Source organism: Pseudomonas sp. YeP6b (assembly GCF_025642995.1).
Taxonomy (GTDB): domain Bacteria; phylum Pseudomonadota; class Gammaproteobacteria; order Pseudomonadales; family Pseudomonadaceae; genus Aquipseudomonas.
Window position 1 is genome coordinate 1,775,719 of the sequence record NZ_CP080090.1, and the last position, 12,871, is coordinate 1,788,589.

Here is a 12,871-nt window from a genome sequence, read left to right on the forward strand (position 1 = left end):
GATCGGCTTTCCTTTCTATCTATAAGCGGTCACAGGGTTACGGGGGAAAACCGAGGCAAACATTAGGCCGAAATACGTGGGATCGTGTCGTCGGCGCGCAATGTGAAGATCTCGTAGCCGGTCTCGGTGACCAGCAAGGTGTGTTCCCACTGGGCCGACAACTTGCGGTCCTTGGTGATAGCAGTCCAACCGTCGCCCAGCACCTTGGTGTCAGCCTTGCCCTGGTTGATCATCGGCTCGATAGTGAAGGTCATACCGGCTTTGAGTTCCATGCCGGTGCCGGCGCGGCCGTAGTGCAGGATCTGCGGCTCTTCGTGGAACACCTTGCCGATGCCGTGGCCGCAGAATTCGCGGACTACCGAGAAGCCGTTCTTTTCAGCGTGCTTCTGGATCACTTCACCGATATCGCCCAGGCGGCAGCCGGGTTTTACGATCTCGATGGCCTTGTACATGCATTCCTGGGTGACCTGGGACAGGCGCTCAGCCCAGACCGGCACGCTGCCGACGTGGAACATGCGGCTGGTGTCGCCGTGGTAGCCATCTTTGATCACGGTGACGTCGATGTTCAGGGTGTCACCGTCTTTCAACGGCTTGTCGCCCGGAATGCCGTGGCAGACCACGTGGTTGATCGAGGTGCAGATCGACTTGGGGAAGCCTTTGTAGTTCAGCGGCGCAGGGATGGCCTTTTGCACGTCGACTATATAGTCGTGGCAGATGCGGTCCAGGGCTTCGGTGGTGACGCCTGGCTTGACGTGTTCGGCAATCATTTCCAGCACGTCGGCAGCCAGTTTGCCGGCAACGCGCATGCCGGCGATGTCTTCGGCGGTTTTCAAAGTAACGGTCATACAGACTCTCTCTAGCGCGAGGCGCTGAAATCAATACGGTTTACGGGTGTGCGACAAAAGGTTGCAGAATTCGCACAAGCCCCAAAAAAACGTGATTCTACCAGACGCTGGCGGCAAATCATGAGCGTCTGACGATCGCTTCTCTCTATAAGATGGGGGCATGTTGGCTCTATTCAAAGGCTTACACAAAAGACGAACACGGCAAATGTGATTGCGGGTTTCGTTTTTGTCCTTCGTGTGGTATAAAATGCGCCGCTTTCCGGGGATGCCCCGCAGAGCTTAAATCCACACACGTGTCGACACGATGACCTGGGTGCCGGAGGCGAATGCCGCTGGTTGGTCATTGGGATACGTGGAGGCCAAACCCGACTTATTAAGGAACTATCATGTCCCAAGTCAATATGCGCGATATGCTGAAGGCCGGTGTGCACTTCGGTCACCAGACCCGTTACTGGAACCCGAAAATGGGTAAATACATTTTCGGCGCGCGTAACAAGATCCACATCATCAACCTTGAAAAAACCCTGCCAATGTTCAACGAAGCTCTGACTTTCGTAGAGCGTCTGGCCCAGGGCAAAAACAAGATTCTGTTCGTCGGCACCAAGCGTTCCGCTGGCAAGATCGTTGCTGAAGAAGCAGCACGTTGCGGTTCGCCGTACGTCGATCACCGCTGGTTGGGCGGCATGCTGACCAACTTCAAAACCATCCGTGCTTCCATCAAGCGTCTGCGTGACCTTGAAGTGCAAGCCGAAGACGGTACTTTCGCCAAGCTGACCAAGAAAGAGGCGCTGATGCGCACTCGCGACCTGGAAAAGCTCGATCGTTCCCTGGGTGGTATCAAGGACATGGGCGGTCTGCCTGACGCACTGTTCGTTATCGACGTTGATCACGAGCGCATCGCGATCACCGAAGCCAACAAGCTGGGCATCCCGGTTATCGGCGTAGTCGATACCAACAGCAGCCCGGAAGGCGTTGACTACATCATCCCAGGCAACGATGACGCAATCCGCGCTATCCAGCTGTACATGGGTTCGATGGCTGACGCTGTAATCCGTGGTCGCAACCACGTTGCTGGTGGTACCGAGCAGTTCGTTGAAGAAGCTCCGGTAGCTGCCGCTGAGTAACTGACGCCCTGGCGTTGACTCAGTAAGCAAAAAGGGGGCTTGGCCCCCTTTTTGCCACCTCGAAAACCATTTGTCGGCAGCGCAGCTACAACTTCTGTAACGTGCAGCGGCCTACAAGGGTGATTCGGGAAGAATTGATCGCCCGTTTGATCGGGTGGAATGGTTGAAAACCTATCCAAGAGGATTTTGAAATGGCAGAGATTACTGCAGCGTTGGTTAAAGAACTGCGTGAGCGTACCGGCGAAGGCATGATGGATTGCAAAAAGGCCTTGACCAAGGCCGGCGGCGACATCGAAAAAGCCATTGATGACATGCGTGCTTCCGGCGCCATCAAGGCTGCCAAAAAAGCAGGCAACGTAGCTGCTGAAGGCGCTATCGCTCTGGTTGAAGACGGTAAAGCCGCAGTTCTGCTGGAAGTGAACTCGCAGACCGACTTCCTGGCTCTGCAGGACGACTTCAAAGCGTTCGTTGCTGCCAGCGTCAAGAAAGCATTCGACGACAAGCTGACCACCGTCGAGCCGTTGATCGAAGCTCAAGAAGCTGCTCGCCTGGTACTGGTCGGCAAGGTTGGCGAAAACGTCAACATCCGTCGTCTGGCGCGCATCGAAGGTGATGTGGTTGGTGGCTACCTGCACGGCAACAAAATCGGCGTTGTGGTTGCCCTCAAAGGCGGCGACGTTGAGCTGGCTAAAGACATCGCTATGCACGTAGCAGCCAGCAACCCTGAGTTCCTGCTGCCATCGGAAGTGTCTGCTGACGCAATCGAGCGCGAAAAAGCTGTGTTCCTGAGCCTGAACGCCGACAAGATCGCCGGCAAGCCAGAAAACATCGTTGAAAACATGATCAAAGGCCGTATCAGCAAGTTCCTGGCTGAAGCGAGCCTGGTTGAGCAGGCGTTCGTCAAGAACCCTGAAATCAAGGTTGGCGAGCTGGCTAAGAAAGCCGGTGCTGAAATCGTTTCCTTCACCTACTACAAAGTAGGCGACGGCATCGAGAAGCCGGTCGACAACTTCGCTGAAGAAGTTGCTGCCCAGCTGGCTGCCGCCAAGCAATAAGACAGTTTTTAACTGTCGCCGAAAGAGGCTGCCCGCTCACGCGCGCAGCCTCTTTTCAAATGGGAAGGCCAATTTTTATTTGGTTTCCTTTCGGAACTGGCTTACAAAGCCGTGTTCCGATGGCGCTGTGATAGCGTCCAGCTAGAGTGAACGCAAGCCGTAAACGGCTCGCCAAGAATTTTTAAAAAATACGCCGCAGGAGAGATTCGCAATGGCTCAGCAGGGCAGTGGTTATCAGGCTCGCTATAAACGCATTCTACTCAAGCTTAGCGGCGAGGCCCTGATGGGCTCGGAAGAGTTCGGGATCGATCCCAAGGTACTCGACCGCATGGCACTGGAAGTCGGCCAGTTGGTCGGTATCGGTGTTCAGGTGGGCCTGGTGATCGGCGGCGGCAACCTGTTCCGCGGTGCGGCGCTGAGCGCTGCCGGGATGGATCGGGTAACAGGCGACCACATGGGCATGCTGGCCACTGTGATGAACGCCCTGGCCATGCGTGACGCCCTCGAGCGCGCCAATATCACCGCTATCGTCATGTCGGCTATTTCCATGGTTGGCGTAACGGATCACTATGATCGGCGCAAAGCCATGCGTCACCTGGATGCCAAAGAGGTGGTGATTTTTGCTGCCGGTACCGGCAACCCGTTCTTCACCACCGACTCGGCTGCGTGCCTGCGTGGTATCGAGATCAACGCGGACGTGGTGCTCAAGGCCACCAAGGTTGACGGTGTTTACACTGCAGACCCATTCAAAGACCCGCATGCCGAGAAGTTCGATCATCTGACTTATGATGAAGTGCTGGATCGCAAGCTGGGCGTGATGGACCTGACGGCTATCTGCCTGTGCCGCGACCACAAGATGCCGCTGCGCGTATTTAACATGAACAAGCCCGGCGCCCTGCTGAACATCGTACACGGCGGCGCGGAAGGGACTCTGATCGAGGAAGGCCAACAATGATCAACGAAATCAAGAAAGACGCTCAAGAGCGTATGCAGAAATCCCTGGACTCTCTGAACCACGCATTTGGTCAGATTCGTACCGGCAAGGCCCACCCAAGCATCCTGGGTAGCGTGATGGTGCCGTACTACGGCGCAGACACTTCGATCACCCAAGTGGCCAACATCACCGTAAAAGACTCGCGCACCCTGCAAGTCGTCGCCTTCGAGCGCAACATGCTCGGCGCTGTCGACAAAGCGATCCAGAGCGCCGGTCTGAACCTCAACCCGACCAACCTGGGCGAGTTGTTGCTGATCTCCATGCCAGCCTTGACCGAAGAAACCCGTAAGGGCTTCACCAAGCAGGCGCGCAGCGTAGCCGAAGATGCTCGCGTTGCTGTGCGTAACATCCGCCGCGATGCGTTGGGTGACCTGAAGAAACTGGTCAAGGATAAAGAAATCAGCGAAGACGAAGAGCGTCGTGCCGTCGCTGATATCGACAAGCTGACCAAAGACGCTGAGGCCCAGATCACCAAGGCCACGGAAGAAAAAGAAAAGGACCTGATGGCCGTATAAGGGGTCAGGACGCCTTCATGGAAAAGACCAAGCAGACTGTGCCCTCCGTGGTGCCGCGCCATGTCGCGATCATCATGGATGGGAATAATCGCTGGGCGAAGAAACGCTTTATGCCGGGCGTTGCCGGGCATAAAGCGGGTGTCGATGCGGTGCGCGCCGTGATTGAGGTGTGCGCCGAGGCCAAGGTTGAAGTGTTGACCCTGTTTGCCTTCTCCAGCGAGAACTGGCAGCGGCCCGCCGAAGAAGTCAGTGCCTTGATGGACCTGTTCTTCAAGGCGCTGCGTCGTGAGGCCAAGCGCCTCAACGACAACAACATCAGCCTGCGCATCATTGGTGATCGCTCGCGGTTCCATCCGGAGCTGCAAGCGGCCATGCGCGAAGCCGAGGCCATTACTGCGGGTGCCAACCGTTTTGTGCTGCAGATTGCAGCCAACTACGGTGGCCAGTGGGATATCGCCCAGGCAGCGCAGCGGCTTGCCCGCGAAGTGCAGGCCGGGCACCTGCGGCCCGACGACATCACGCCCGAACTGTTGCAAACCTGCCTGGTAACCGGCGACCTGCCGTTGCCAGACTTGTGCATCCGTACCGGTGGCGAGCACCGCATCAGCAACTTCCTGTTGTGGCAACTGGCCTACACCGAGCTGTACTTCTCCGACCTGTTCTGGCCGGACTTCAAACACGATGCCATGCGCAATGCGCTGGCCGATTTCGCTTCCCGTCAGCGTCGCTTCGGTAAAACGAGCGAGCAGATCGAAGCTGGAGCCCGGGTTTAAATGCTTAAACAACGAATCATCACAGCACTGATCCTGCTGCCGATTGCCTTGTGCGGTTTTTTTCTGCTCGACGGTTCCGGCTTTGCGCTGTTTATCGGCCTGGTCGTGACCCTGGGTGCCTGGGAATGGGCGCGCCTGGCGGGTTTCAGCGAGCAGTTGCCGCGTGTGGTGTACGCCGCTGTGGTGGCGCTGCTGCTGTTTCTCATGCATACGCTCTCAAGCATTGTCGTGCCTTGGGTGCTGGGCGCGGCGGTACTGTGGTGGGCGCTGGCGACCTTCCTGGTGCTGACCTACCCGCGTACGAGTAGCCAATGGTCGAGTGTGGCCAGCAAGTTAGTGATTGGTTTGTTGATTTTGCTGCCGGCCTGGCAAGGGTTGGTGGAAATCAAGAATTCGCCAATGGGTAACTGGCTGATCATGGCGGTGATGGTGCTGGTCTGGGGGGCTGATATCGGTGCCTATTTCTCGGGCCGGGCTTTCGGCAAGCGCAAGCTGGCGCCGTCAGTCAGCCCGGGCAAGAGCTGGGAAGGTGTTTACGGCGGCCTGGCATTCACATTGGTGATCACGCTGGTTGTGGGGGTTGTGCGCGACTGGTCGGTGAAGGAAATACTCCTGGCCCTGTTGGGTACGGCTGTCGTGGTGTTTATCTCGGTGGTGGGCGACCTCACTGAAAGCATGTTCAAGCGCCAGGCCGGGATCAAGGACAGCAGCAACCTGCTGCCGGGCCATGGCGGCGTGCTGGATCGTATCGACAGCCTTACCGCGGCGATCCCGGTCTTTGCCGTGCTGTTGTGGATGACTGCTTCGTGAGCCGCCTGCAGCAGGTAACCGTGCTAGGTGCGACCGGCTCGGTCGGGCTGAGCACGCTGGATGTGATTGCTCGTCATCCGGATCGTTACCAAGTGTTCGCCCTGACCGGCTTCACGCGTTTAAGTGAGTTGCTGGCTCTGTGCGTGCGCCATGCGCCACGCTTTGCGGTCGTGCCGCAAGCAGCTGGCGCACGTGGTTTGCAGGATGATCTGCGCGCCGCCGGCCTTGCCACGCAGGTGTTGGTGGGCGAGGAGGGCTTGTGCCAGGTCTCGGCGGACTCCGAAGTCGACACCGTTGTGGCGGCCATTGTCGGGGCGGCAGGTTTGCGCCCGACGCTGGCGGCAGTCGACGCGGGCAAGAAGATCCTGCTGGCGAATAAAGAAGCGCTGGTCATGTCCGGCACACTCTTTATGCAGGCGGTACGCAAAAGCGGTGCCGTTCTGCTGCCTCTGGATAGCGAGCACAACGCGATCTTCCAATGCATGCCCGGTGATTTTGCCCGTGGTCTGAGCCAGGTGGGTGTGCGGCGGATTCTTCTTACGGCTTCCGGTGGCCCGTTCCGGCAGACTCCGCTGGCTGATCTTGAACATGTGTCGCCAGATCAAGCCTGTGCACACCCGAACTGGTCCATGGGGCGCAAAATCTCCGTGGATTCGGCGAGCATGATGAACAAAGGCCTGGAGTTGATCGAGGCGTGCTGGCTGTTCGACGCGCGGCCTGATCAGGTCGAGGTGGTAATCCATCCACAAAGTGTGATTCATTCCCTGGTCGACTACGTGGATGGTTCGGTGTTGGCTCAGTTGGGCAACCCCGACATGCGTACGCCAATCGCCAACGCCCTGGCGTGGCCGGAACGGATTGACTCCGGCGTGGCACCGTTGGATTTGTTCGCCATTGCACGCCTGGACTTCGAAGCGCCGGACGAGCAGCGCTTTCCATGCCTGCGCCTGGCGCGTCAGGCGGCCGAGGCGGGTAACAGCGCGCCGGCGATGCTCAATGCGGCCAATGAGGTGGCGGTGGCGGCGTTTCTCGAGCAGCGTATTCGCTTTCCGCAGATCGCGAGTATCATCGAGGACGTTCTGAGTCTTGAGTCGGTGGTAGCAGTGGATGATTTGGGCGCAGTGTTCGAGGCGGATACCAAGGCCCGTGCGCTGGCTGAGCAGTGGTTGAACCGCAACGCGCGTTAGTCTGTGGGCAGGTTTGAGCCCTCAGGCACTGGATTGGAATGCGGAGAAATTAGATGAGTGCGCTCTACATGATCGTCGGCACCCTGGTTGCTCTGGGTGTGCTGGTTACCTTCCACGAATTCGGCCACTTTTGGGTGGCGCGTCGTTGCGGCGTCAAGGTACTGCGCTTTTCCGTCGGTTTCGGCATGCCGTTGCTACGTTGGCACGACCGGCGTGGTACTGAGTTCGTGATTGCGGCCATCCCGTTGGGTGGCTACGTCAAGATGCTCGATGAGCGCGAAGGCGAAGTGCCTGCTGATCAGTTGGACCAATCCTTCAACCGCAAGACCGTTCGTCAGCGTATCGCTATTGTTGCGGCCGGCCCGATCGCCAACTTCTTGTTGGCGATAGTGTTTTTCTGGGTCTTGGCCATGATGGGCAGCCAGCAGGTGCGCCCGGTCATCGGCGCAGTCGAGTCGGACAGCATGGCGGCCAAGGCTGGCCTGGTCGCCGGGCAGGAAATTGTTTCTATTGATGGCGAGCCGACCACCGGGTGGGGCGCTGTCAATTTGCAGTTGGTGCGCCGCATGGGTGAAAGCGGCACCATCAATGTAGTGGTGCGCGAACAGGATTCCACTGCCGAGACGCCGCGCGAATTGGCTCTGGACCATTGGCTTAAAGGGGCGGACGAACCTGATCCGATCAAGTCCCTGGGTATTCGTCCTTGGCGCCCGGCGTTGCCGCCGGTGCTCGCCGAGCTGGATCCGAAGGGCCCGGCGCAGGCTGCCGGCCTGAAAACCGGCGACCGTCTGTTGGCCCTTGATGGTCAGGCGCTGGGTGACTGGCAGCAAGTGGTCGATCTGGTGCGTGTACGCCCTGATACCAAAATTGTGCTGAAAGTTGAGCGCGATGGTGCTCAAATCGACGTCCCCGTGACCTTGTCGGTTCGTGGGGAAGCCAAGGCAGCCGGGGGGTATCTCGGTGCAGGGGTGAAAGGTGTCGAGTGGCCACCGTCGATGGTGCGCGAGGTCAGTTTCGGGCCTTTGGCGGCGATTGGTGAGGGTGCAAAGCGCACTTGGACCATGAGTGTGCTGACCCTCGAATCGCTCAAGAAAATGTTGTTCGGCGAGCTCTCGGTAAAAAACTTGAGTGGACCGATAACCATTGCTAAAGTGGCGGGCGCTTCTGCCCAGTCGGGTGTCGCGGATTTCCTGAATTTCCTGGCTTATCTGAGTATTAGCCTTGGAGTTCTGAATTTGCTGCCCATCCCAGTATTGGATGGGGGGCATCTGTTGTTTTATCTGGTCGAGTGGGTGCGTGGTCGCCCCTTGTCGGATCGGGTGCAGGGTTGGGGGATACAGATCGGTATCAGTTTGGTGGTCGGAGTGATGTTGTTAGCTCTGGTCAACGATCTGGGACGACTGTAACGCTTCGCTGAATTGCGAATCTGCCGCATTTTGCGGCAGTTTGTTTATTGCCAGTTGGAATAAGAAAGGACTTCATGAAACGTCTGCTGCTAACTGCGGTTCTCACCGTATTGATGATCGCCGAAGTTCACGCCGAGTCCTTCACTATCTCCGATATTCGCGTCAACGGCCTCCAGCGGGTTTCCGCCGGTAGCGTGTTTGGTGCCTTGCCGTTGAACGTCGGGGAACAGGCGGATGATCGTCGCCTGGTGGAATCCACTCGTGCGCTGTTCAAAACCGGGTTCTTTCAAGATATCCAACTGGGTCGCGAAGGCAACGTCCTGGTCATCACTGTCGTCGAGCGACCTTCCGTCGCCAGTATCGAGATCGAGGGTAACAAGGCGATCTCCACTGAAGACTTGATGAAGGGTCTCAAGCAATCCGGCCTTGCCGAGGGTGAGATCTTCCAGCGCGCCACCCTTGAAGGTGTGCGTAACGAACTGCAACGTCAGTACGTTGCCCAGGGTCGCTACTCAGCGTCAGTGGAAACTGAAGTGGTCCCCCAGCCTCGTAACCGTGTCGGCCTGAAGGTCAACATCAACGAAGGCACCGTGGCGGCAATTCAGCACATCAACGTGGTGGGCAACACCAAGTTCGCTGATGACGACCTGATCGACCTGTTCGAGCTCAAGACCACCAACTGGCTGTCGTTCTTCAAGAACGATGACAAGTACGCCCGTGAAAAGCTCTCTGGTGACTTGGAGCGTCTGCGTTCCTACTACCTGGACCGTGGCTATATCAACATGGATATCGCTTCGACCCAGGTGTCCATCACCCCGGACAAGAAGCACGTCTACATTACTGTGAACGTCAACGAAGGCGAGAAATACACCGTTCGTGACGTGAAGCTCAGCGGCGACCTGAAAGTACCTGAAGACCAGGTCAAGGCGCTGTTGCTGGTGCAGAAGAACCAAGTGTTCTCGCGCAAGCTGATGACCACTACTTCCGAGCTGATCACCCGTCGTCTGGGTAACGAAGGCTATACCTTCGCCAACGTCAACGGCGTTCCGACTCCGCACGATGATGACCACACTGTGGACATCACCTTCGTCGTCGACCCAGGCAAGCGTGCCTACGTGAACCGCATCAACTTCCGTGGCAACACCAAGTCTGCGGACGAAGTGCTGCGTCGTGAAATGCGCCAGATGGAAGGTGGCTGGGCGTCGACTTACCTGATCGACCAGTCCAAGACCCGTCTTGAACGCCTGGGCTTCTTTAAAGAAGTCAACGTTGAAACCCCGGCCGTACCGGGTGTGGATGACCAGGTCGACGTGAACTACGCCGTTGAAGAACAAGCGTCGGGCTCGATCACCGCCAGCGTCGGCTTCGCACAGAGTGCCGGCCTGATCCTCGGTGGCTCGATCACCCAGAACAACTTCCTCGGTACCGGTAACAAAGTTTCCATCGGCCTGACCCGAAGCGAATACCAGAGCCGCTATAACTTCGGTTATGTGGACCCCTACTGGACTGCTGACGGTGTGAGCCTGGGCTACAACGCCTTTTACCGCACCACTGACTACAAAGACCTTAACGTTGACGTTGCGAGCTATGCGATCGACAGTCTTGGTGCCGGTGTCAACATCGGTTACCCGATCAGCGAAACTTCGCGCCTGACCTTCGGCTTTACTGCACAGCAGGACAAAATCAAGACTGGTGTTTACACCACGGACGAGATTTTCGACTTCACGCGTCGCGAGGGTGATCAGTTCCTGAACTTCAAGGCTTCGGTCGGTTGGTCGGAATCCACCCTGAACAAAGGTGTGCTGGCAACCCGTGGCCATTCCCAAAGCTTGACTGCGGAAGCCACTACGCCGGGCAGCGACCTGTCGTTCTTCAAACTCGACTACCGTGGCCAGTTGTTCCAGCCGCTGAGCGATAACTACACCATGCGCCTGCACACTGAGCTGGGTTATGGCGACGGTTATGGTTCGACCAATGGGCTGCCGTTCTACGAGAACTACTATGCCGGTGGCTTCAACTCGGTGCGTGGCTTCAAAGACAGCACCTTGGGCCCACGTGGTACCCCAAGCCGTGGTCAGGCTGTAACCGGTAACCAGGGCACCACCGTTGACTCCAACAATGACCCTCTGGCGTTCGGTGGTAACGTGTTGATCCAGGGTGGTGCGGAGCTTCTGTTCCCACTGCCATTCGTCAAGGATCAGCGTTCGTTGCGGACTTCGCTGTTCTGGGATGTGGGTAACGTGTTCGATTCCAAGTGTCAGCAGGTCACCAACCCGAGCGGCGTGAAGTCCCAGACTCAGTGCAACGACGTCAGCCTGAGTAACTTGGCCAGCTCCGTGGGTGTTGGTGTGACCTGGGTGACCGCGCTTGGCCCGCTGAGCTTTGCTCTGGCCATGCCGATCAAGAAACCGGATAACGCTGAAACCCAGATTTTCCAATTCTCCCTCGGCCAGACGTTCTAAGCGTCTGACCCAAGATAACGACAACGGATTCTGTAGGAGTACATCGTGCGTAAGTTGACTCAATTGGTTCTGCTGGCCACCGTGCTGGTAACCACCCCGGCCTTCGCCGAAATGAAAATCGCCGTCCTGAACTATCAGATGGCTCTGCTGGAATCTGACGCGGCCAAGAAATACGCCGTGGATGCCGAGAAGAAGTTTGGTCCGCAACTGACCAAGCTCAAGACGCTGGAAAGCAGCGCCAAAGGCATTCAGGACCGTCTGGTAGCCGGTGGCGACAAAATGCAGCAAGGCGAGCGTGAGCGTCTGGAGCTTGAATTCAAGCAAAAGGCCCGTGACTATCAGTTCCAGTCCAAGGAGCTGAACGAAGCCAAAGCCGTTGCTGACCGTGAAATGCTCAAGCAGCTCAAGCCGAAACTCGACAGCGCTGTGGAAGAAGTCATCAAGAAAGGTGCCTTTGACTTGGTGTTCGAGCGCGGCGCCGTCATTGACGTCAAGCCTCAATACGACATCACCCGCCAGGTGATCGAGCGCATGAACCAGCTGAAGTAAGCCATGACCGCGACTATCAAACTCGGCGAGTTGGCCGAGTTCCTGGGGGCCACCTTGAGTGGCTCCCCGGAGAAAGAAATCACTGGGCTAGCCACCTTGCAGGAGGCTGGCCCAGCTCAGTTGAGCTTCCTCGCAAATCCCCAATACCGTAAATACCTGGTCGACAGCCAAGCCGCAGCCGTTTTGCTGAAGGCCGCCGATGCTGAAGGGTTTACCGGGGATGCGCTGGTGGTGGCCGATCCTTACCTGGCTTACGCCCGGGCGTCGCACCTGTTCGATCCAAAGCCCAAGGCCGCGGGTGGTATTCATCCATCGGCCGTCATCGCCGATGATGCCCAGGTTGACCCTGCGGCCAGCATTGGCGCATTTGCGGTGATCGAGAGTGGTGCCCGCATTGCTGCCGGCGTCACCGTGGGTGCGCATTGCTTTATCGGCGCGCGCTGCGAAATCGGTGCTGATGGTTGGCTGGCGCCTCGCGTCACCCTGTACCACGACGTGCGTATCGGTGAGCGGGTAGTCATTCAGTCCGGCGCTGTGATCGGTGGCGAAGGTTTTGGCTTTGCCAACTCCAAAGGTGTCTGGCACAAGATTGCTCAGGTCGGCGGCGTATTGATCGGCGATGACGTGGAAATCGGCGTCAACACTGCTGTGGATCGCGGGGCCTTGGCCGATACCGTGATCGGTAACGGTGTGAAGCTCGACAACCAGATCCAGATCGCCCATAACGTGCAGATTGGCGATCACACCGCCATGGCCGCCTGCGTAGGGATCTCCGGCAGCACCAAAATCGGCAAGCATTGCATGCTCGCCGGTGGCGTTGGGCTGGTGGGGCATATCGATATTTGCGACAACGTCTTCATTACCGGCATGACCATGGTGACCCACTCGATTACCGAGCCAGGCGCCTACTCATCCGGTACCGCCATGCAGCCTGCGGCTGAATGGCGCAAAAGTGCAGCGCGCTTGAGGCAGCTTGACGACATGGCTAGACGCCTTAAACAGCTGGAAAAGCGTGTTGGGGACGTGACCCCTGGCGGTAATGCTTCATCAGAAGGCTGATACCATTTCCATATCAAGTGTGCACAGCCGCTAGACTGCCTCCTTGATTTGCTAGCGGGGCGTGCGTTTAGTCCGCCCGCCCCCAATCTTTA

General features: G+C 57.7%; 12 protein-coding genes. 11 read left to right on the forward strand and 1 reads right to left on the reverse strand.

Features of this window, described 5'->3' with window-relative positions; all coding sequences use genetic code 11:
* Positions 1 to 62 precede the first annotated feature (62 nt).
* Positions 63 to 845 carry a type I methionyl aminopeptidase gene (gene map / locus KZH41_RS07940; RefSeq protein ID WP_094950054.1) on the reverse strand — a complete coding sequence of 261 codons (783 nt, stop codon included), beginning with the start codon at positions 843 to 845 and terminating at the stop codon, positions 63 to 65.
* Positions 846 to 1,231: 386 nt separating this feature from the next.
* Here map and rpsB point away from each other — a divergent pair, with 386 nt between their 5' ends.
* The 11 genes from rpsB to lpxD all read left to right on the forward strand — a co-directional run bounded on the left by rpsB (position 1,232) and on the right by lpxD (position 12,779).
* The gene (gene rpsB, locus KZH41_RS07945) at positions 1,232 to 1,969 is read left to right on the forward strand and encodes a 30S ribosomal protein S2 (RefSeq protein WP_003219330.1); all 738 of its coding nucleotides are present in this window, start codon (positions 1,232 to 1,234) and stop codon (positions 1,967 to 1,969) included.
* Between the two features lie 191 nt (positions 1,970 to 2,160).
* Positions 2,161 to 3,024, forward strand: coding sequence for a translation elongation factor Ts (gene tsf, locus KZH41_RS07950; RefSeq protein WP_094950053.1), 864 nt, complete (start codon positions 2,161 to 2,163; stop codon positions 3,022 to 3,024).
* A gap of 211 nt (positions 3,025 to 3,235) precedes the next feature.
* On the forward strand, positions 3,236 to 3,979 hold the full coding sequence (pyrH, locus tag KZH41_RS07955) for a UMP kinase (protein WP_048719949.1): 744 nt from the start codon (positions 3,236 to 3,238) through the stop codon (positions 3,977 to 3,979).
* A complete protein-coding gene (gene frr / locus KZH41_RS07960) occupies positions 3,976 to 4,533 on the forward strand; it encodes a ribosome recycling factor (RefSeq protein WP_242154758.1) in 558 nt (185 codons plus the stop codon). The genes pyrH and frr overlap by 4 nt, the downstream gene beginning before the upstream one ends.
* Before the next feature lie 17 nt (positions 4,534 to 4,550).
* The gene (gene uppS / locus KZH41_RS07965; protein WP_016974405.1) at positions 4,551 to 5,306 is read left to right on the forward strand and encodes a polyprenyl diphosphate synthase; all 756 of its coding nucleotides are present in this window, start codon (positions 4,551 to 4,553) and stop codon (positions 5,304 to 5,306) included.
* Positions 5,307 to 6,116, forward strand: coding sequence for a phosphatidate cytidylyltransferase (locus KZH41_RS07970; protein WP_094950051.1), 810 nt, complete (start codon positions 5,307 to 5,309; stop codon positions 6,114 to 6,116). It begins immediately after the preceding gene.
* Positions 6,113 to 7,303 (forward strand): 1-deoxy-D-xylulose-5-phosphate reductoisomerase, encoded by a 1,191-nt coding sequence (gene ispC, locus KZH41_RS07975; RefSeq protein WP_242154764.1) that lies wholly within the window; start codon positions 6,113 to 6,115, stop codon positions 7,301 to 7,303. Before KZH41_RS07970 ends, ispC begins: the two co-directional genes overlap by 4 nt.
* Before the next feature lie 53 nt (positions 7,304 to 7,356).
* Positions 7,357 to 8,709, forward strand: a complete 1,353-nt coding sequence (gene rseP, locus KZH41_RS07980) for a sigma E protease regulator RseP (RefSeq protein WP_094950049.1) — start codon at positions 7,357 to 7,359, stop codon at positions 8,707 to 8,709.
* A 74-nt stretch (positions 8,710 to 8,783) separates the two neighbouring features.
* A complete protein-coding gene (bamA, locus tag KZH41_RS07985; protein ID WP_094950048.1) occupies positions 8,784 to 11,171 on the forward strand; it encodes an outer membrane protein assembly factor BamA in 2,388 nt (795 codons plus the stop codon).
* A gap of 45 nt (positions 11,172 to 11,216) precedes the next feature.
* Positions 11,217 to 11,720, forward strand: coding sequence for an OmpH family outer membrane protein (locus KZH41_RS07990; RefSeq protein ID WP_003172279.1), 504 nt, complete (start codon positions 11,217 to 11,219; stop codon positions 11,718 to 11,720).
* Positions 11,721 to 11,723: 3 nt separating this feature from the next.
* On the forward strand, positions 11,724 to 12,779 hold the full coding sequence (gene lpxD, locus KZH41_RS07995; protein ID WP_242154767.1) for a UDP-3-O-(3-hydroxymyristoyl)glucosamine N-acyltransferase: 1,056 nt from the start codon (positions 11,724 to 11,726) through the stop codon (positions 12,777 to 12,779).
* Positions 12,780 to 12,871 lie beyond the last annotated feature (92 nt).